We start from the raw sequence: 19,097 nt of genomic DNA, 5'->3' as shown, positions 1-19,097 counted from the left end.
TCAAACCATGGAAAAAGCACAATTAGGATGGAAACAAATTGAAGAGATGGCGGGCGAAGCAGGGATCGAGGCCATGGAGGCAGTCGAAGCGTTTTCGCCGCGCCTTGCGAAGCTAGCGCTTGAGTTTGGTTATGGCGATGTATATGCGGGAGACGCACTTGACTTAAAACAACGGGCGTTAATTACGCTTTCTTCTTTAATTACACAAGGGGACCAAGGCAGGGGGCTAACCTATCATTACAAAGCAGCATTGCGTGTCGGGGTGTCAAAGGAAGAGATTTTGGAAGTCATTAATCATTGTAGTGCGTATGCCGGATTTCCAAAAGCCATCCATGCCTTATTTGTATTTAAGCAAGTATGGGATGAATACACACCATAGCAATTAGCCACATATCAAGACTGATTTTTCGGTTTAACAACATTTGAATTGGGGGAAGCAAAAATGGCAAAATTTGAAACGAAAATAAAAGATGACGTTTTTTACTTTAAGTATTTGGAAATGGCTGCGACTGTGGAGGAAGCGAAAGAACAAGCAGCTTTTGTCAAAAGCGAACTAAGCAAGCCAGGCATAAAGAAATTCCTAAATGACAATAGCCATATTAAAACGGTTGCCAAACCAGAAGTGAGCGAAATATGGGGAGAATTAATGGAGTGGGTAGCTAGCAATGTTGATAAGAATGCAACAATTACGCCAAGTGTTACGTTGAAAATGCAGTTAAACCGCTTGTCAAAAAAGGCCGGAACATATGAAAGCGTGCGGGCATTTACCGATTTAGACCAGGCGCTTGCATTTATCGGCGCTCCCGATTTTAAAATGTAAACACACGGAAAGGCACGGTTAGCAAATATGAAAAGAAAAGGTTCAGTTTATAAGCAACTGCAAATTCGATTAGCTGGCTGCACCCTTATAGCAATGATTGTTCCGGTTGTTGTGCTGGCGCTTGCCGGGCAACTTAGTTATCCCCTTTCGTTTGCTCGTTTTGAACTATGGGTGAGCCTTATAATTGCCAGCGGACTCACCGTGCTCCTTGCTAGCTATTTCTCTAAGCGTATGTTTGCCCCTTTAAAAAAAGCAGAACAACAGGTCAATTTTGGTGCAATTAAAGAAGGGAAAGCTGCGAGTCAGCTCGATATGCTGCTTGAGGCGCTAACGGTAAAAGACAATCAAGAAAAGAACAACGAGCTAACTGCAAAAACAACTACCGTTTCCGCCCAATTGCAAGCATCTGCCGCTGAAACTAGCGAAGGCGTAGCGGAGATTGCAGAAGTGATGCAGGAAGTAGCGGCAGGCAACACAGGACAAGTAGAAGCTATCCAAAACGTGAATAGCACAGCTGCGGAAATTGTCTTTAACGTAAAAGAAGTATTAGAGAGCACCGAATTTGTCGCCCAATCTTCGCAAACGGCTTTAACCCATACTAAAAACGGGAACAAAGCCGTCGAAAATATTACGGCCCAAATTGATCTGATTGGCGATCATGTCCAGCATTCCCACGAAGTCATTCGTGAGCTTGGAAAAAAGACAGAGCAAATTGAACACATTCTCACGTTTATTGTCGGCATCTCAAAGCAAACCAATTTGCTGGCCCTTAATGCAGAAATTGAAGCAGCGCGGGCAGGCGAACATGGAAGGGGATTTGCTGTGGTCGCTAACGAAGTACGATCATTGGCAGAACAAACAAATGTTGCGACAAGCGATATTCAAGAGATCATTTCTGAAATTCACCAGCAAAGCAGACAAGCAGCCGAAGTGATTGAAAAAAGCACTATTTCTGTGGAAGACGGGATAACGATGAGCCGTGAAGTTGGCATTGTCTTTAAAGACATTTACGACAATGCTCTGGAAGTCGATGAGTTCATCCAAGATGTCTCAGAATCTATCCGCGAAGTTTCTAGCCATATGGACAGCATTTCGGGCACGATTGCCGACATTTCTGCGATAGCGGCACAAGCAAATGGCAGCGTACAACATGTAGCGGCAGTGGTGGAAGAACTGAGCGCATCGATGCAAGAAATCTCCGCTTCAGCGACTGTTTTAACAGATGTTGTTTACGAACTCGATACGCAGTTGGCTTAATGAATAAAATGGCAACAGCCCTTGATCGGTGCTGTTGCCATTTTTAGTTGTGGGTCAAAAAGTTTCCTTCGGTCAACTTTTTTTGTTTACAGCAAAAATGCAATTCGTTATAATACAGTTATCTCCCTTCTTTCTGGTAGTGGGGTGAGCCATGATTGGAGCTGACCAAAATCAGCTCCTTTTTTAAAGGCATTTTAAAGAAGAAAGCACAAAAAGGGCTTGACATTGAAAATGATATTCATTATCATTTAGTTTGTAAGATCCCCCTTATCCCTTTTCAAAGTTTTCCTTTGAAGCCTTTGCCATTGCGGCAAAGGCTTTTTTTGCTTGCAGAATCCATTTTCTTAATCGCAGTAGGAACAAAAAGCAAGAAAAATCGACATTTTTCTTGCTTTTTTGCTACAATGATATGAAACAGTATCAATGAATAAATGGAGGCTTGTTTTTATGGATAGCAGAATTGAAATCACATACGACGTATTTGAGGCAATGTGGCTGATTACGCTCATTGATGAAGCAGGGCAGCGGGTAGGTAAGCCTGAGTATTACAAGAAAAAGGAAAAAGCATTGCAACAAATTCCTTCTTTGAAAAAAGAGTATCCTGATATTCCAATCCGAGTATACAGCAAGAGCGATTTTTTAGTTGCAGTTTATTAAATCACCAAGTTGTGCCTAAAGACAGATACGGGTTTGACGCTTTAATCTGTAATGCCGCTTCCGATCACGGTTAGATCGACGTTGACATCAATATCAAGAGATGGGTAAGTGTCATGCCATTGCTCCATATTCAAATGGCGGATTTTGCTACTGGCCACGTCGCCAAGGCCAATCGGATCGATGCCGCGCTGTTGGAACCTGTTAACTAGTGTTTGCATTTGCTCTTCGAACTGTTGAATGCCGAGCTCTTTTATTTTAGTGAGGTCTTTGGCACTCATGCTTAAGCCGCCACTTTCACTAACAACGCCTTTCATGTAGACGAGAATAGAAACATGTAAGCCGTTATCGTCTTTGGTAATCGTGTATTGCGGTGTTGCTTGGACATTCTCAAGGCTTGCAAACGAATCACTGCTAATTTGCACTTGGTAAAAACCACCTCGGAACGGCTCTGAAAGCAATTTAAAAAAGGAAGCTTCATGGACATTCAGCTTATCGATATAACGGTCCTCTTTAAACAATGCCAAGCCTGTTACACGAGCGTGATCATCATTGCCTTTAATGATGGGCAAAAACATATCAGTGCCTTCTGCGTAATATTGGTATAAGGCGGTATGCAGTGTGACACGTGGGTAAATTTCCCGTTCACTCTGTTCAAGTAATTCATTTAAATATTGATAAACAGTCGTGTCTAAATGGTAATTTTTAGAGAGCAAATCGAATGTTTTTCCTTCAACAATCGCAGGGCGAAGATTGCGTCCGATCATTGAATCCCGTTGGTGGACATTTAAAAAATAAAAAATGCCGTCTTCGGCAAGGCGGTCTTGAAACAACATGAGCCCAATCCGGCCGACAACCATGTATTTGGAAGACTCTGTTTGCATTTTTTTTTGTGTGATCCGGGAAGTATTTCCGGTAGCAGTAAATACTTTTGTTTGCGGCAGCGTTTCCTCGCTAGGAAGGACGATGAGTGAACTCGCTACGCTCCTGAATTCGTTTTTATTCACATAATCATAGCCAATTGCTTGAATGAGCTGAATGTCTTCAATCACTTTTGTACGAGGCGCGCATCCTCCTAGCACTAAAACGCAGCAAAGGGCAAGCAGCCATTTTTTCATCGTTTGTTCCCTCCTTTAATAACAGCAAGCTTTACTTTTTGGGCAATGTATAAGAATGGGACGTAAGTAATAATGGTCCAAAAGCCAATTGCGGCTGTCATATCATTCAATTGATTGACTTCCTTACGCCCTACGACGAAAAAGGAGCAAACAAACAGCAAGACAATTAACAGGCGCAATCCGGTGCGTTGTTTGATGGAGAAGGCTTGGTTTGCAATGCGGCTTGCTGCCCAAAGCAGCAAGCAAATGGTAGGCAACACAACAAATAGCCAAGTCGAAATACCAATGTACTCAAAGCGTTCGATGACGGACAAATCGACGACTTTCCATAAGGTAATTGTGGCCCAAATCGTTTGATTAAGTTGATTTTGATTAAAATAGATAGTCGTTAACACAATTGCAAGCGTGTAGATGAGTGTGGTTGTGAAGACCGCTAAATGGCTCCATTTTTGCGATGCAGGACCGTTTTTTAAAAAGGGATAGGCAACCAATAAAACCTCGAAGCCGAGCATATTAAGCGTCATTGCTTTGCTGCCGAGGAGAATGGCTTGCGGTGAATGTTCGAACAAAGGGAACAGATTGCTAACATTCGCATGTGTAAATGCAAAATAATTTGCCAAAAGCAATGGGGCTGAAACAAAGAGGCCAATCACACAAAGACCGACAACGACACGCAGCCCATTTGTTACATAAGAATAGGCAAGGCAGACGAGCAGCAAAAACAATACCCATACATACACTTCGACAAACATCCACATTTGAATAATCTCGATATACGTACGAATGACCGTGTAAGCAAGCAAGGCAAAATAGCCGATAAAATAAAGGTTCAGCAAACCACCAACTGCTTTTCCAAGCACGGCTTTGTGGATCGCGACAAGGTCTCCTTCCCCTCGCTTCAATATGCCGTATAGAAGCCACACGAGTACATGGACTGTCATCCCTGCCAGCACCACAGATAACCAAGCGTCCTGGCCTGAAAACGTAGCGATAATTCGCTCAAAACCAAGGACGCCAACGCTGATTTGAGCGCCGACAACGATAAAAAAGCTGAAAAACGGCGAGAGTAGCCGACTTTCACTTGGGGCTTGAGTGTGTGTAGCTGGCATCATTGGTCCACTCCTTTTTTTACTCCTCGATGTCGCGCTTTTTTAGATGGTTGCCGTCGTGGCTGGAGCTAAAGCGCTTGCGTTTCTTAGCTCGTACGCTTACGGGGCGCTTTTTCTGTTTGTTAAACGGCAACCTAAAAAAGGAGTCTTTCAAATCAGTTACTCTCAACGGATAAATTGGTGCTAAATAAGGTTGTCCAAGCGAAGTTAAAACAAGTAAATGGCTTAGAATGAGGGCGAAACAAGCCGCTACTCCTAAAAAGCCAAGCCACTGGGCAGCAAGGATAAAAGGAAAACGAATCAACCGGATTGTATTGCCCATTTGGTAAATAGGTGTCGTAAAGGAAGCAAGCGCAGTCAAAGCAACAATGATTAAGAGTATATTGCTTGTAAGGCCTGCTTCGACGGCAGCAGTTCCGATAACAATACCGCCAACGATCCCAATCGTTTGGCCAATTTTATTCGGCAATCGTGCTCCAGCCTCTCTTAGCAACTCAATGACAAGTTCGAGAATCAACGCCTCAAAAATAGGCGGAAAGGGAATGCCGCTTCGCGAGGAAACGAGTGTATTCAGCAGTTGTGTCGGAATCATTTCATAATGGTACGTCATCACAGCCACATACAAGGCTGTCGACAAAATCGAAAACAATACAGCACATAGCCGGATAAGACGAAAAGCAGAGGCGAGTGGCCATGGCAAAAAATAATCTTCAATAGCAGAAAAAAATTCAACAAATGAAGTTGGCCCAGTAAGTGCATGGGGCGAGCCATCAACAATTACGGCAACTTTTCCTTCGGCGAGCATCGCAGCAACTCGGTCGGGGCGTTCTGTATCAATCAGTTGCGGGAAAATCGAATTGGAGTCATCTGAAATCAATTGCGCGATATAAGAACTATCGATGATTTCATCAAAGCCGATGTCTTCAATGCGTTGTGTGACCGTTTGTACGACTTGATTATTTGTAATGCCGTCTATATGTAAAATTGCTACTTTTGTTTTACTTAAATGGCCAACGATTCGTTCGGTTATGACAAGGTCTGGAATCGGCAGCCGCTTGCGCACTAAGTTAATATTGGTCGACAGCGGTTCAACAAACGCTTCTTTTGGCCCAACTACACTAAACTCGACTTCAGGCGGATTGATCGAACGAGTTTCAGCTTGCTGTGCTGGGACAAGCAACGCTTCTGTCGGTGCCTGTTGAAGACAAATAAGGACTTCGCCGCGCATTAAAGCTTGTTCAATTTTAGCTAACTGATGTTCAATTTTCGTTTCTTCTACTCTAATCGCTTCTTTTACACCAACGAGTGTTTTAAGTTGCTTATTAGCAAGAACTGGCAAAATCTGTTCATGGATGACGTTGGGTTTGACGATCGATGAAAAATAATAAATCTCAAAAGGATTGTCGTCCGCCTGTTTAAAGGAATGAAAATCATTTGATCGCCGACACAAGTCAAGGAGCTCTTCCAGCGTCTTCGCGCTTGAACGTTTTTGTTTACGAATTTTTCGTTCGAAACGGCCTTGTTTGCTTTGTTTAGGCATTGGCATCACTCCGAGATTGGCATGTCCATTAGTCTGTGTTGAGCCACTTCTTTTATGCATGAAAAAGAGAATGTGGGGTGGGAAAAAGATTGATAAGCTCACTGTTCATGGCATGTACATCGTTTAAGCCGGGTAATAGTAACCACTAGGCAGGGCGTTTTTTTATTGGCCATTTCACATGGATTGTTCGCCACTGTGGAGATGTTTTTTTAATTTTGACGAAATGTTATCTGGCTTCTATAATAAAAAAAAATGGAAGAGGAGTCGTCAGATGTCATTATATATTGTTACTAAAAGGTATCAAACGTGTTATCCTGATCCACTCATTTTAGAAAAAGGCGAGAGCGTCCAATATGGCGAGGAAGATACCGATTACCCAAAGTGGATTTTTTGTGAAGCGGACAAATCGCATAAGAAGGGGTGGGTACCGAAACAATTTTTAACAGTTCCAAATGAAAAGGGAGAGGCCTATTTGTTGGAATCCTATACTGCACACGAGTTGACAGTTGCAGTAGGACAACGGCTTATTGTCAATAAAGAATTAAACGGCTGGCTGTTTGCTCGTACTGAAAAAGGCGAGGAAGGCTGGATCCCAGCTGCCATGCTGTTAAAGCAGCAATAGGCAAAATAGAAAGAGCGAATCAATGACCGGCAAGAACTCATTCAAAAATGATGCATAAATAAAACTGCCTGGAATCACGAAGTCCGCTATGTTGATAAACGGGCGCAAACAATAGGTTGTTCGTTGATAGATCCCCCGTGGAGCCACATATGTCTTTCCATGACTGATACGTGTAGCTCTACTTTTCCACCACTTTCCTCATAATTTCACTTATCGTATTTCACATAAAAAAAACAAAATAAACAACACTACACCTAAAGGAGTGCACGCTATGCTAGATGGTTCGTGGGTAACAATAAAACGAGGCAATCACACGATTTTAGGGTGGATTGAAAAAAACAAATCCTTTCATTGCAAAGATCCTTTATACCAAACGTACTATTTCCATACGCTTCATCCCGAACGGTCAAAAGCGCCGATTTTAATTTACTATAAAGACATACATAAAGCCGAATTGACGTTAGAAGACGAGGATTACCATACGATGCAATTACTTGCACTGGAATTGAAAGATGCCAATTGGTTTTCTGAAATAGGGGAGCGGCGAAAAGAAATTCCTTTTTGAAATCCTTCTACTTATGAGATAATCAACAGAAATACTGACCATCTTACCCTACACGTAATTCCCACAAAAGCCGTGACAAAAAAGCGAATTTGCGTAATGATAAGAAGGGAGAGGGGGATTTTTTTCGTGTATTCAATTGGTTTAGACATAGGCACTACGAGCGCAAAAGCCGTGCTCTATACAGCGAACAACGAAGAAATTTGCGCATGTGAAATTGCCTATCCATTGCTAAAACGGAAGGTAAACTATGCAGAGCAAGATCCAGATGTCGTCGTTGATGCTTGTTTTACAGTCCTTCACCACGTTATAAATAAAGGGCAAATACAAGGAAAAGATGTTTCATTGGTTGCCTTGTCCTCAGCCATGCATTCACTCATCGCCGTTGACCAAAACGGCAAACCGCTGACGCTTGCGATTACTTGGGCAGACAATCGTTGCGCCCCTTTTATAAAAACGTTAAAAGGGACAAGCCAAGGAAGACATTTTTATGAAAATACAGGAATACCGATTCATCCGATGTCTTGGATTGGCAAAATCCACTGGTTACGAGAAAATGAGCGATCTGTTTTTAAACAAGCGTATAAATTTATCACGATGAAAGAATATTTATGTTTGCGATTGACTGGCCACTATGTGGTCGATCATTCAATGGCGAGTGGGACAGGCCTTTATCATTTACGGAAACAAGCATGGGATAAAGACGTATTAGCTTTTCTTGAAATTAGTGAAGATAAGTTGTCTTCGCTCGTGCCCACAACTTACGAATTGCCGCCGCTAACAGCAGAGGCACAAGCGCTGCTTCCAGTTGGAACGGATTGCCGTTTTTTTATTGGCGCAGGGGACGGCGTATTGGCCAATATTGGCGCTGACGCGCTAGAAAAAGGAACGGTTGCGATTACTATTGGGACAAGTGGAGCTGTGCGAACGCTTGTAGATGACGTAGTGACGGACGAGTTACAGCGAACATTTTGTTATGCGCTTACAGAAGGAAAGTTCATCGCAGGCGGTGCGACCAACAACGGTGGTATGGCATTGCAATGGTTTATTGACCAATTTTCAAAAGGAATGCAAACGGAAGCAAATGGACGCTCTATCCATGAATCGATTATTAAGTCAGCGGCCAATGTTCCTGCTGGTTCCGAAGGTTTGCTGTTTCTTCCATTTTTAAATGGGGAGCGTGCTCCATTTTGGGACCCGGATGCAAGAGGGACTTTTTTCGGCGTTTCTATGCACCATCAACATTCTCACTTTGCAAGAGCTGTAATGGAAGGAGTCCTCTATAGCATTTGCTCCGTTGTAAACGCATTGAAGCAATCCCTTGGCACAATCGACCGCGTCCAAGCTTCAGGCGGATTTGCTCGCTCGCCTGAATGGGTCCAAATGCTGGCGGATATCATTGGCCAAGATGTCTCTTTGCCTCCGTCTCACCATGCTTCAGCGCTAGGAGCTGTTTTGCTTGCCAAACATGCCATTGGGGAACTCGATATGTTTGCCGCAGCAAAAACAGAGAAAAAAGAGCAGGCACTCCTTTTTAAGCCTAACCTTCAGCATACAGAAGTATACCAAGAGCTGTTTGCTATGTATGAACGCCTGTACCAAAAACTAGAAACAGAATTTAGCGCCATTGCAGCCTTTCAAAGTAAGTAAACCGTATTTTTATTATGTTAACTAATTTGAATAAATGGGTATAAATCCGTTCATGCTAGCCATAAAGGAGGCAGACTCATGAACAATTACCCTAAAGATGTATATGGCTACAGCGATCTCAAGCAAATTGAACTTGCCATCCAAGCTGCACAACATGCGGTTGGCCAAGCTACCCATAGCATGGACCCTGACCAAATTGAAAATGCAAATGCGGCATTAAAGCAAGCACGCGAACAATTTACACATGCACTTGCTCACCAGCATAACATGGATAACGCTTTTGCAGCTCATTCATCGGCTTTGCTCGACCAAGCGGCTCATCAATTGCATGAGGCAGAAGAAGACTTGCAAGACTAGGCAGCGCTATATATGGTCTAAAACAAACAACAAAGGGAAAGAGGCCCCATCCAATTTTCCACTTTGCGACAGGAACAAGCTAAACCTTGTTGCAGTGGGGGATACCACCGACGACCATTCACTTGAAACAAGGATAATTTGACGTATAAAGTACTTTACTTCCCACGTGAAGATTTGCTATGATTGTCTAACATTCATTAAGCGACAATCAAAAAAATGCGATGAAGAGAAGAGTACAATCAGGAATTCTTCAAAGAGAGCTCCAGTTGGTGAAAAGGAGTAAGGAGGAATGGTTGGAAGCAAGCCTCAGAGCGGCACATTGGATCCCATGTAGGTGATAGTGTGACAGGAGCTCCTGTTATAGAGCTAGGGTATACGTATGGACTTCATACCGTACCTAATGAGGGGAATATGGTGACATATTGCCAAACTGGGGTGGCACCACGGCGCGCAACAACTCGTCCTCAAGACAATAGTCTTGGGGGTGAGTTTTTTTATTTTCCAAATTTAGATTTTCAAAGGAGTGGAAATAAAAATGCGTATAAAAAAGTTTATAAAGTCGTGGAAATACCCGTCCATTTTATTGTCTAGTATTGGCATTTCCAGTATAGGAGAATGGGTGTATTTTATCGCATTAAATTTAATTGTTCTTGACCGGATGGGCGTAATGGCTGTCTCGGGTCTATATATACTTCGCGCTTTATCTGCATTGTTTACCACCTTTTGGTCAGGGAGTCTAATTGACCGATTAAATAAAAAGCACCTTATGGTATGGTGCGCTATATTCCAAGCAGTGTTTATTGCTGTACTTCCTTCATTATCCTCTCTTTGGGCAATATACGGCATTGTCTTCTTAATAAATATAGCTAGTTCCATGTATGAGCCTACATCCATGACTTATATTACGAAGTTAATCCCACGGGACCAAAGAAAACGGTTTAATTCTCTTCGAAGCTTCATCGATTCTGGGGCATTTGTTATTGGGCCTGCTATTGCAGGGATGATGTTTATGATTGGCACCCCCAATTTTGCGGTATACATGAATGCCATCGCTCTGTTTTTATCAGCACTACTCACATTATTCATGCCTAATCTTGAAAAAGATGATGTTATGGAAGCGGAAGTAGAAAAAATAAGCTTGAAGATCTTAAAACTTGATTGGCAATTAGTCGTAGATTTTAGTCGTAAACACGTGTATATTATGGTCATTTACTTCCTATTTAGTGGGGTAATGGTTTTGGCAACTGCGATCGATTCATTGGAAGCGGCATTTTCAACAAAAGTGCTTTCTTTATCAGAAAGAGATTATGGATTACTAGTAAGTATTGCGGGTGTTGGCATCATTGTAGGCTCCTTTGTAAACATACTCATTGTTAAAAAAGTAGCTACCTCTTGGCTAATCGGTCTTGGAGCCTTGATGATTTCCGTCGGTTATATCATATATGCTTTTTCAACTATTTTTTTAACGGCAGCAATTGGCTTTTTTACTTTATCATTTTCAATGGCGTTTATGAATACAGGATTTTACACATTTTACCAAAATAATGTTCCAATTAGCATGATGGGGCGTGTTGGTAGTGTTTATGGTTTCATCGAGGCGTTTTTCATCATTATTGGCACGATCATTTTTGGAATGATGGCTGAATTCATCTCTATTCGCTTCATCCTTGTGTGCGGAAGCCTCCTTATGTTTGTTGTGACAATAATATTGTTTATTTGCAATACACAACCATCGAAAGCAGCATATTATTCTGAGGAACATGCACTGCAAGCCTCTGATACCAATTAGAAAAGGGCAACATAAACAACGTTATAAAAAAGAAGATGTCACAAACCCCCATGCCCCATTTATCATCAGGCATGGGGGTTTCTTTGTTCAATAGACAAAAATGTTGACAATAAGTCATGACTTAATTAAAGTTATAACAGAGTCTAAATATCTATAATAAAAGGAGAATGACCATGAATCAGAAATTAAATAGAAAAATAACTAATTTGGAGAAGATAAAGCGTCCCTCTGCTGATGAGCTGTTTCAGTTTATATCCCTTCATAAAGAGGATACATTATTAGATCTTGGAGCAGGAGCAGGCTATATAAGTCTTCCCATTTCTAAGTATGTAGATGAAGTCATTGCACTCGATTTTGATGAAGAGATGTTAAAGTACTTGGAAATGAAGGCGAAGGAACAAAGCATAACCAATATAAAAACGCTCGTATCAGATTTCAAAGATATACAACTAGATGACGAAAAAGTCGATAAGGCAGTTGCTTCCATATCGCTTCACGAAGTGAAACCACTTTCGCTCGCATTAGGTGAAATATATAGGGTCTTAAAAAGCAAAGGCGTGTTTCTCTGTATTGAATTAGAGGAGGCAGAGTTATCAACTGGCCCGCGAGTTTCATCGGAAAAGATGAAAGAAGAAATTCTTCGTGCTGGTTTTGATATCGTCCAAGCTTTTTATCTTCAAGCTAAAGTGGCTAATCAACCCGTGTATATCATTGTGGCCCAAAAGAATGACTAAAACTTTTACCCGTATTGCAAAAAAGGAGCATAAGATCAGAAGGGGAATCCTTTTGGCTTATCGCCGTAAGCGGGAAAGCGCCTAAATTTCGTAGATTCAGGTCGCTACCCGTTTATAAAAAGTCCATTTCGTTTAAAACCCAGCTTTGCCATCTACATCAACAACCTTGTCACGTTTCCAGTGGATGGTGCAAATCAGCAAAACGTGGCTGCTGAAAGACGATCATCTCCAAGTCAGCGTCATAATCAATGGTCATGCCGTCCAAATACCAGAAATCATCTTCTGAAACAGTAAAATAAAGCGAGCCAGATTCGATATAATAGCGGTTATTAAGTTCCTCTTCTCTCATAATACCAACTGAAAAACCGCCAGAGCCAACACCACCAACACGAACATACAGGCGAAGAATCGCGCCTGCAGGCAATTCCATTTCTCTTTTATAGAAAGCAGCCGCTTGCTTCGATACATGAATGTTCATTTGTTTCCACTCCTATCCGTTGTTTAGTGTACCATATCGCTTATAAAATAGTTGTCCAAACGATACAAGCCTTGCTATTGTAGAAAATAGAAAGGTGGTAATAAGCAAAATGGAAAACGATATCCAAAAAAAGTTTCTTGAATACGTAAAAAAAATCAACCACTATAAGCAAGCAATGGCGCTTATGGCTTGGGATGGTCGTACGGGCGCGCCAAAAGCAGGCGTCCCACAGCGTGCTGAAGTGCTTGGTACGTTATCCGCTGAAGTGTTTGCTATGTCTGTGTCCGATCAGATGAAAGACATGCTCGCTGCATTGGATAAAGCTACGGATTTGTCGGATATAGTGTTAAAATCAAAGGAACATTGCCAGAAAACGTATGACCGCAACACGAAAATTCCTGCTGACGAGTTTAAAGCATATGTCATGTTGCAATCGACAGCCGAGTCGGTGTGGGAGGAGGCGAAGGAAAAGAACGACTTTGCGATGTTCCAGCCCTACTTGGAAGAATTAGTCTCATACAACAAGAAGTTTATTGAGTACCGTGGCTATGAAGGTCATCCGTACAACACGCTCCTCGATGATTATGAGCCAGGCGTTTTCACCGATACACTCGACCGAGTCTTTGCAGAACTAAAAGCAGCATTGATTCCACTTGTAAAAAAGGTGTCTAACGCTAAGAAACAGCCAAATACAGCGCCGCTCTATGCTTATTTCCCGAAGGCGGACCAAGAAAAACTTAGCCACGCTGTACTAAAACATATTGGCTACGATTTTGACAAAGGACGCCTAAATGAAACGGTCCATCCATTTGCGATTGGCATTAACCCAAATGATGTCCGCGTCACGACTAAATACAACGAACATGACTTCCGCGTTGCCTTGCTTGGCACAATCCATGAAGGCGGCCACGCCCTTTATGAGCAAAACATCGATCACGAGTTCATCGGAACGCCTCTATCTGGTGGCACTTCTATGGGTATACATGAGTCGCAATCATTGTTCTTTGAAAAATTTGTCGGCCAATCGCTTCCTTTCTGGAAAAACGTGTATCCCCTTTTAAAACAACATGCCGGCAGCCAATTTGACGATGTCGAGCTTGAGGACTTTTACTTTGCTTTAAACGAATCTAGGCCATCCCTCATTCGTATTGAAGCAGATGAACTTACCTATTGCCTACACATTATTTTGCGCTATGAACTAGAAAAAGGCCTGTTTGAAGGGACAATTGAAGTCAAAGACTTGCCACGTCTATGGAATGATAAAATGGAAGAATATTTAGGCATTCGACCTGAAAACGATGGAGAAGGCGTCCTCCAAGACGTCCACTGGTCATCCGGGTCCTTTGGCTATTTTCCTTCGTATGCACTTGGCTACATATACGCGGCACAAATGAAGCAAGCGATGTTAAACGATTTGCCAAATTTCGATCAATTGCTTGAACAAGAACAGATCGGCGTTATTCGCGAATGGCTGACAAAGCACGTTCACCGTTATGGCAGCTTAAAAAAACCGCAAGAAATCATTGCTGATATTACTGGGAAATCGATCGACGCCAAGCCTTTACTATCCTATTTAACCGAGAAATACAGCAACCTATACGAACTTTCTTAACAACAAAAAAGATTGCCTTAGCCGGCAATCTTTTTCTTTATGCTGCTTCTTGTTCAAAAGACGGAAGGATATCGGCAAAGCCCATGACGACCATTTCAATCGCAATCACCGTTAAGGCAACACCTGTTGCTCGTTTCACCAACGATAGGCCCTTTTGCCCCGTGCGCCCACGAAGCCAATTCGCAACCAAGAGGGGCAAAAGCGATAAAACGAGCACACTCACGAATGCTAAAAAGGTAATCGGCACATAAAACCAGCGGTGATTCTGATTCGCCGTTAAGCACATCGTTGCACCGGCAGCGCCTTGGCTAGCAACTGTAGCGAAAATGGTTTTTTGCTTGCTGCGATACCTCGTTTTCCCTTGCAGCAATTTACAACCAATCACTAATAAACATAGCCCACAGCCAATCGTAAAGGCTTCAATGGAAATGTTATAAAGCAGTAACAGCCATTGTTCCAGCAGTAACAACGTAGTTAAGGCTCCTAAAACAACAAGGATGGCTTTTGCTGCTTTATGTATTCGTTGAGTATCCCCTTTTATATGGGCGAGCCCTAGCCGCACAGAGAGATTGCCTATGGGGTAAAGAATCGCAAAAATTGAAACGAACGCGTGGATGAAAAACGACACCATGCCAAACGCTCCTTTTTTATTATGAGTTAGCTGCTCGTAGTTTGCCCTGTTTTTTCTCGGCTATACAGCTAAATTCAAAAAAATTAGCGCTCCCAAATGGGAAGGGGAGAAGGGCGCTACCATCCGCTTCCTTCCCAAACAAAAGCTTCCCTTTGATACGACGATGGCCGATGAGTTGGAAACATTTCAGCCTTCGAGTTCGGCGATAATACTTTTTTCTAACCACTGAAATTAATCACGTTTAACAGTTTATCAGTGGGGTGAGGACGTGACGAAAAGTTTCTACAACAGTTGAGCGACAGTTTAGGGTACAAACGGAGAAGATTTAGGTTCATAATGGCAATGTACTGATTGCTGATGATAAGCGGCATTTAGCCATGGTCGCTTCCTCACCTTTGCGCGTACGATAGAAACGGACAGTGTTAACCGGCTATTTTTGCGAGGCGACGCCAATCCGTTATAAAATCCTTCGTTTTTAGTCCATATCTCTTTCATTATCGAGTCTTATTTAGGATAATAAAAGTGAGAGGAAGCCGACTTGCGAGAAGGAAGGAGGCCGTTATGGACAAGCCTGTCCTATTAATTACAGGCGGAAGCAGTGGCATGGGCAAAGCGATTGCTAAACAGTTTGCTGAGGAGGGGGCATTTGTTGCTATTTGTGCACGAAATGGCGACAAATTAACGCAAGCCAAACAGGAAATTGAAACATTCCCTGGTCAAGTGGCGACCTATGAAGTCGATGTGCGGAACCGGGCCGATGTCGAAAAGATGGTAACCGCGATTTACGAATCGCTTGGGCCATTGACCGGAGTTGTCAACAATGCGGCTGGGAACTTTTTATGTCCAGCTGAGGACTTGTCTGAAAATGGTTGGAAAGCGGTCATTGACATCGTTTTACATGGAACATGGCATGTCACGCAAACAGTTGGAAAGCGCTGGATTGCTGACGATGCAAAAGGGTCGATCATCAACATTGTCGCCACCTATGCATGGACAGGCGGCCCAGGAGTCGTCCATTCAGCCAGTGCCAAAGCGGGCGTCCTAGCGATGACGAAAACGTTGGCCGTCGAATGGGGAAGCCAGTATGGGATACGCGTCAATGCGATTGCGCCTGGCCCGATTGAAAACACAGGCGGCGTTGAAAAACTGCTTCACGATGAGCATGCTCATGCTAAAGCGGTAAAAAGCATCCCCCTGAACCGCTTTGGCAAGACGACAGAAGTGGCCAAACTTGCTTCTTATTTGTTGTCTCCAGACGGGGAGTATATTAACGGCACTTGTATCACGATTGATGGGGGTCAACACATTGGCCAGTCTGGCTTTCAAACAGGCGCTGCTACTTTTCGCACATAACCTCAACCCGCAGGGGCAACCTTGCGGGGATTATTCTTTCCTCGGAAGGGATGCTGTGGTTAAAAAACATAAAATCGGGTATAAACTAAAAAGCGCCTAATCATAAGGGGGAGAAGGATAACGTGATTGCCTTTGAGCAAGTCTCTAAAGTATATGCTGACGGCACAACAGCTGTAAACAAGCTCTCCTTTAAAGTCGAAAAAGGGGAATTCTTTGTGTTAATTGGCCCGAGCGGCTGTGGGAAAACCACAACCCTTAAAATGATTAATCGTCTCATTGAACCTTCTTCTGGCGCGATTTTCATCGACGGCCAACATACCGCTCAAGCAAACATTCATGAATTGCGCTGGAACATTGGTTATGTTTTACAACAAATCGCGTTATTTCCGAATATGTCTGTGGCAGACAACATTGGGATTGTGCCAGAAATGAAACAATGGAAGAAGTCGACGATTGAAAAGCGCGTCGATGAATTGCTTGATTTAGTCGGACTTGAACCTACGATTTACCGGGAGCGCATGCCAAGTGATTTGTCCGGCGGTCAACAACAACGTGTAGGGGTGGCTCGAGCACTTGCGGCTGATCCAGATATTTTGTTAATGGACGAGCCATTCAGCGCCCTTGACCCGTTGTCAAGGAGCCAGCTCCAACACGATATTAAAGCGTTGCAACAAACCATTCAGAAAACAGTTGTGTTTGTCACACACGATATGGAAGAGGCGGCGAAACTCGGCAGCCGCATTGGGGTAATGGAAAAAGGAGAAATCGTGCAAATTGGCTCGCCTCAGGAACTAAGGGAAAATCCGCGCACAAACCTTGTGAAAGAAATGATGGGGCACACGATCTCTCCTGGGCACTTGCCACTAAAAGACGTAATGATGCCTGTTTACCAAAGCGCCTACGTAAAAGAAAGAGTGAACACGAATCAAGCCGAGTTGCAATATGAAATCAACGATAAGCAGGAACTAATCCGCGCTTTTTATCATGGCGTTTTGCTTGATGACCCGTTGACTTTAAATCGGGACAGCACGCTTGAGCAAGCGTTTGAAGCTTTACAAAAACAAGGTGTGCCAGCCCTTCCAGTCACGGAAGGAAATCACCTAATTGGCACCATTTCTTATGAAGACTTGGCCAAACTGAGCCTAAAAACACTTTAATCTAGCACTGTCCGCGTGCATACAAAATGGGGAAGAACTGCAAGCTTAAGCAGGACAGCGTTCGCGCGCTTTAAGCATGCAGCAAAAACATATGGCTACCTTTTGGACATCTTATATCAACCTTTTTCACGAGCGTTCCGATTTATTAATACGCGCATTTTGGGAACATATTCAATTGTCGCTTGCTTCCTTGCTAATTGCAGTGGCGATTGGCGTGCCACTAGGGATTTTGCTTACTCGTTATAAACGAATATCGGAGTGGGTGATCGGCACTGCTGCCGTCTTGCAAACGATCCCATCGCTCGCCTTGCTTGGCTTTTTAGTCCTTTTTGTCGGGATTGGCACGACTCCAGCTATCATTGCGCTTACTGCCTACGCGTTACTGCCGATTTTGCGCAATACATATACAGGAATTAAAGGCATTGACCCATCCCTGATCGAGGCGGCGAAAGGAATAGGCATGAATTCATACCGCCGTTTGCTGAAAGTAGAACTACCCATCGCCATGCCAACAGTCATGGCAGGCATCCGTACATCAATGGTGCTGATTGTCGGCACTGCCACCCTGGCAGCGCTTGTTGGCGGCGGCGGACTTGGGCAAATCATTATGACCGGTATTCAGCGGACAAGCAATGAATACATTTTATTCGGCGCCCTTCCAGCTGCGTTGCTTGCGCTAGCACTCGATTTTGTGTTGCGCTTCAGCGAGAAGCGTGCAGCGCACGCACAAGGAACAACGTATAAGCCGCTTGCGAGCGTGCTCCTTGTTGCCATTGCCATCGTCGCGATTTCGCCGATCGCTTCCTTTATTCAAAGCGATGAACCAGATTTAGTTATCGGCGGAAAACTCGGCCCTGAACCACCAATCCTCGCCAATATGTATAAACATTTAATCGAACAAGACACTGACCTTACTGTTGAAGTGGTCGCTCCTCTTGGTGAGACAAGCGTGAATTTCAACGCCTTACGTGTTGGAGATATTGATCTCTATCCGGAATTTACAGGGACGGTTCTTAGTGATTTGTTGGGAACAGAAGATTTCAGTTATCATGAACAGACATCCTACGAACAAGCGCGCAATGGCCTCCTTGCTGAATACGGTGACGTATTGCTTAAGCCGATGGCCTTTCAAAACACGTATGCGCTGGCGATGCCACGGGAACAGGCTGAACAACTCAACATCAAGAAAATAAGCGATTTGAGCCCTTACGCTACTAAACTTCACGTCGGTTTCAGCTTTGAATTCATGGACAGACAAGATGGCTATCTTGGTTTTGAGGAAGCGTATGGCTTTTCGTTTGAACATGTCACATCGATTGACGTTTCCACTCGCTACCAAGCGATCGCAAACGAGAGCATAGAAGTAAGCGATGTTTTCTCGACAGACCCGCAACTTGTCCAGTATGATATGGTTGTTTTAGAAGATGACCAGTCGTTGTTTCCGCCTTACCAAGCAGCGCCGCTAGTAAGCAAAAAAGCGATCGAAGAATATCCTGAATTGGAGTCGATTTTAAACCAACTCGCTGGACTTGGTTCTGTCGAAGAAATATCTGAATTGAACTATCGCGTGGACATTAACGACGAAGACCCTTATCAAGTAGCAGGCGAATTTTTGCAAGAGAAAGGCCTGCTGAAAGACGAAAAGGAGTGAACA

At 43.4% G+C, this 19,097-nt stretch carries 19 protein-coding genes and 1 other annotated feature; of the genes, 14 read left to right on the top strand and 5 right to left on the bottom strand.

Annotated elements, in window-relative coordinates; all coding sequences use genetic code 11:
• The first annotated feature begins 7 nt into the window (after positions 1-7).
• The 4 genes from BUC05_RS03565 to BUC05_RS03545 all read left to right on the top strand — a co-directional run bounded on the left by BUC05_RS03565 (position 8) and on the right by BUC05_RS03545 (position 2,734).
• Positions 8-379, top strand: a complete 372-nt coding sequence (locus BUC05_RS03565; RefSeq protein ID WP_011246851.1) for a carboxymuconolactone decarboxylase family protein — start codon at positions 8-10, stop codon at positions 377-379.
• A gap of 63 nt (positions 380-442) precedes the next feature.
• Positions 443-820 (top strand): hypothetical protein, encoded by a 378-nt coding sequence (locus tag BUC05_RS03560; protein ID WP_011246850.1) that lies wholly within the window; start codon positions 443-445, stop codon positions 818-820.
• Between the two features lie 27 nt (positions 821-847).
• Positions 848-2,077 (top strand): methyl-accepting chemotaxis protein, encoded by a 1,230-nt coding sequence (locus BUC05_RS03555; RefSeq protein WP_073304084.1) that lies wholly within the window; start codon positions 848-850, stop codon positions 2,075-2,077.
• A gap of 447 nt (positions 2,078-2,524) precedes the next feature.
• Entirely contained in the window at positions 2,525-2,734 is a 210-nt protein-coding gene (locus BUC05_RS03545; protein ID WP_035202542.1) for a hypothetical protein, read from the top strand.
• Positions 2,735-2,775: 41 nt separating this feature from the next.
• On the opposite strand, the gene BUC05_RS03540 is transcribed toward BUC05_RS03545, so the two are convergent.
• Genes BUC05_RS03540 through BUC05_RS03530 form a run of 3 tightly spaced genes read right to left on the bottom strand, consistent with a single transcriptional unit; the run spans position 2,776 to position 6,498 of the window.
• On the bottom strand, positions 2,776-3,849 hold the full coding sequence (locus tag BUC05_RS03540; protein ID WP_063609547.1) for a Ger(x)C family spore germination protein: 1,074 nt from the start codon (positions 3,847-3,849) through the stop codon (positions 2,776-2,778).
• Positions 3,846-4,961, bottom strand: a complete 1,116-nt coding sequence (locus BUC05_RS03535; protein WP_063609548.1) for a GerAB/ArcD/ProY family transporter — start codon at positions 4,959-4,961, stop codon at positions 3,846-3,848. The genes BUC05_RS03540 and BUC05_RS03535 overlap by 4 nt, the downstream gene beginning before the upstream one ends.
• 16 nt (positions 4,962-4,977) lie before the next feature.
• On the bottom strand, positions 4,978-6,498 hold the full coding sequence (locus tag BUC05_RS03530) for a spore germination protein (protein WP_063609549.1): 1,521 nt from the start codon (positions 6,496-6,498) through the stop codon (positions 4,978-4,980).
• 271 nt (positions 6,499-6,769) lie between these two features.
• Between BUC05_RS03530 and BUC05_RS03525 the strand changes: the two genes are divergently transcribed.
• The 6 genes from BUC05_RS03525 (at position 6,770) to BUC05_RS03495 (ending at position 12,212) form a co-directional block, all read left to right on the top strand.
• Positions 6,770-7,120: an SH3 domain-containing protein gene (locus tag BUC05_RS03525; RefSeq protein WP_062746790.1), complete on the top strand. Its 351-nt coding sequence runs from the start codon at positions 6,770-6,772 to the stop codon at positions 7,118-7,120.
• Positions 7,121-7,391: 271 nt separating this feature from the next.
• Positions 7,392-7,685: a hypothetical protein gene (locus tag BUC05_RS03520; protein WP_062746792.1), complete on the top strand. Its 294-nt coding sequence runs from the start codon at positions 7,392-7,394 to the stop codon at positions 7,683-7,685.
• A 126-nt stretch (positions 7,686-7,811) separates the two neighbouring features.
• Entirely contained in the window at positions 7,812-9,332 is a 1,521-nt protein-coding gene (locus BUC05_RS03515) for a gluconokinase (RefSeq protein WP_167369557.1), read from the top strand.
• A gap of 78 nt (positions 9,333-9,410) precedes the next feature.
• On the top strand, positions 9,411-9,689 hold the full coding sequence (locus BUC05_RS03510) for a DUF2564 family protein (RefSeq protein WP_011246842.1): 279 nt from the start codon (positions 9,411-9,413) through the stop codon (positions 9,687-9,689).
• Between the two features lie 212 nt (positions 9,690-9,901).
• Positions 9,902-10,158 (top strand) — a binding site (T-box leader).
• A 66-nt stretch (positions 10,159-10,224) separates the two neighbouring features.
• On the top strand, positions 10,225-11,478 hold the full coding sequence (locus BUC05_RS03500; RefSeq protein ID WP_082111968.1) for an MFS transporter: 1,254 nt from the start codon (positions 10,225-10,227) through the stop codon (positions 11,476-11,478).
• A 173-nt stretch (positions 11,479-11,651) separates the two neighbouring features.
• Positions 11,652-12,212, top strand: coding sequence for a class I SAM-dependent methyltransferase (locus BUC05_RS03495; protein WP_063609552.1), 561 nt, complete (start codon positions 11,652-11,654; stop codon positions 12,210-12,212).
• 169 nt (positions 12,213-12,381) lie between these two features.
• On the opposite strand, the gene BUC05_RS03490 is transcribed toward BUC05_RS03495, so the two are convergent.
• On the bottom strand, positions 12,382-12,690 hold the full coding sequence (locus BUC05_RS03490; RefSeq protein WP_063609553.1) for an iron-sulfur cluster biosynthesis family protein: 309 nt from the start codon (positions 12,688-12,690) through the stop codon (positions 12,382-12,384).
• Between the two features lie 109 nt (positions 12,691-12,799).
• Between BUC05_RS03490 and BUC05_RS03485 the strand changes: the two genes are divergently transcribed.
• Positions 12,800-14,302 carry a carboxypeptidase M32 gene (locus BUC05_RS03485; protein ID WP_011246838.1) on the top strand — a complete coding sequence of 501 codons (1,503 nt, stop codon included), beginning with the start codon at positions 12,800-12,802 and terminating at the stop codon, positions 14,300-14,302.
• Positions 14,303-14,339: 37 nt separating this feature from the next.
• On the opposite strand, the gene BUC05_RS03480 is transcribed toward BUC05_RS03485, so the two are convergent.
• Positions 14,340-14,933 carry a MarC family protein gene (locus tag BUC05_RS03480; RefSeq protein ID WP_011246837.1) on the bottom strand — a complete coding sequence of 198 codons (594 nt, stop codon included), beginning with the start codon at positions 14,931-14,933 and terminating at the stop codon, positions 14,340-14,342.
• A gap of 561 nt (positions 14,934-15,494) precedes the next feature.
• Here BUC05_RS03480 and fadH point away from each other — a divergent pair.
• From fadH to BUC05_RS03465, 3 genes are all read left to right on the top strand, one after another.
• Entirely contained in the window at positions 15,495-16,286 is a 792-nt protein-coding gene (gene fadH / locus BUC05_RS03475; RefSeq protein ID WP_035202514.1) for a 2,4-dienoyl-CoA reductase, read from the top strand.
• A gap of 122 nt (positions 16,287-16,408) precedes the next feature.
• The gene (locus BUC05_RS03470) at positions 16,409-17,443 is read left to right on the top strand and encodes an ABC transporter ATP-binding protein (protein WP_073304078.1); all 1,035 of its coding nucleotides are present in this window, start codon (positions 16,409-16,411) and stop codon (positions 17,441-17,443) included.
• Positions 17,444-17,534: 91 nt separating this feature from the next.
• On the top strand, positions 17,535-19,094 hold the full coding sequence (locus BUC05_RS03465; RefSeq protein WP_235360810.1) for an ABC transporter permease/substrate-binding protein: 1,560 nt from the start codon (positions 17,535-17,537) through the stop codon (positions 19,092-19,094).
• Positions 19,095-19,097: the final 3 nt, after the last annotated feature.

It is taken from the genome of Shouchella rhizosphaerae (genome assembly GCF_900142675.1).
Classification (GTDB): domain Bacteria; phylum Bacillota; class Bacilli; order Bacillales; family Bacillaceae_D; genus Shouchella; species Shouchella rhizosphaerae.
This window is presented reverse-complemented; position numbering and strand designations above follow the sequence as displayed.

Bases quoted from the DNA above. Each gene is read 5' to 3' on its own strand.
- BUC05_RS03540 (WP_063609547.1), bottom strand. From the start codon at position 3,849: ATGAAAAAATGGCTGCTTGCCCTTTGCTGCGTTTTAGTGCTAGGAGGA.
- BUC05_RS03480 (WP_011246837.1), bottom strand. From the start codon at position 14,933: ATGGTGTCGTTTTTCATCCACGCGTTCGTTTCAATTTTTGCGATTCTT.
- BUC05_RS03525 (WP_062746790.1), top strand. From the start codon at position 6,770: ATGTCATTATATATTGTTACTAAAAGGTATCAAACGTGTTATCCTGAT.
- BUC05_RS03495 (WP_063609552.1), top strand. From the start codon at position 11,652: ATGAATCAGAAATTAAATAGAAAAATAACTAATTTGGAGAAGATAAAG.
- BUC05_RS03545 (WP_035202542.1), top strand. From the start codon at position 2,525: ATGGATAGCAGAATTGAAATCACATACGACGTATTTGAGGCAATGTGG.
- BUC05_RS03560 (WP_011246850.1), top strand. From the start codon at position 443: ATGGCAAAATTTGAAACGAAAATAAAAGATGACGTTTTTTACTTTAAG.
- BUC05_RS03465 (WP_235360810.1), top strand. From the start codon at position 17,535: ATGGCTACCTTTTGGACATCTTATATCAACCTTTTTCACGAGCGTTCC.
- BUC05_RS03490 (WP_063609553.1), bottom strand. From the start codon at position 12,690: ATGAACATTCATGTATCGAAGCAAGCGGCTGCTTTCTATAAAAGAGAA.
- BUC05_RS03565 (WP_011246851.1), top strand. From the start codon at position 8: ATGGAAAAAGCACAATTAGGATGGAAACAAATTGAAGAGATGGCGGGC.
- fadH (WP_035202514.1), top strand. From the start codon at position 15,495: ATGGACAAGCCTGTCCTATTAATTACAGGCGGAAGCAGTGGCATGGGC.
- BUC05_RS03520 (WP_062746792.1), top strand. From the start codon at position 7,392: ATGCTAGATGGTTCGTGGGTAACAATAAAACGAGGCAATCACACGATT.
- BUC05_RS03535 (WP_063609548.1), bottom strand. From the start codon at position 4,961: ATGATGCCAGCTACACACACTCAAGCCCCAAGTGAAAGTCGGCTACTC.
- BUC05_RS03500 (WP_082111968.1), top strand. From the start codon at position 10,225: ATGCGTATAAAAAAGTTTATAAAGTCGTGGAAATACCCGTCCATTTTA.
- BUC05_RS03555 (WP_073304084.1), top strand. From the start codon at position 848: ATGAAAAGAAAAGGTTCAGTTTATAAGCAACTGCAAATTCGATTAGCT.
- BUC05_RS03530 (WP_063609549.1), bottom strand. From the start codon at position 6,498: ATGCCTAAACAAAGCAAACAAGGCCGTTTCGAACGAAAAATTCGTAAA.
- BUC05_RS03485 (WP_011246838.1), top strand. From the start codon at position 12,800: ATGGAAAACGATATCCAAAAAAAGTTTCTTGAATACGTAAAAAAAATC.
- BUC05_RS03510 (WP_011246842.1), top strand. From the start codon at position 9,411: ATGAACAATTACCCTAAAGATGTATATGGCTACAGCGATCTCAAGCAA.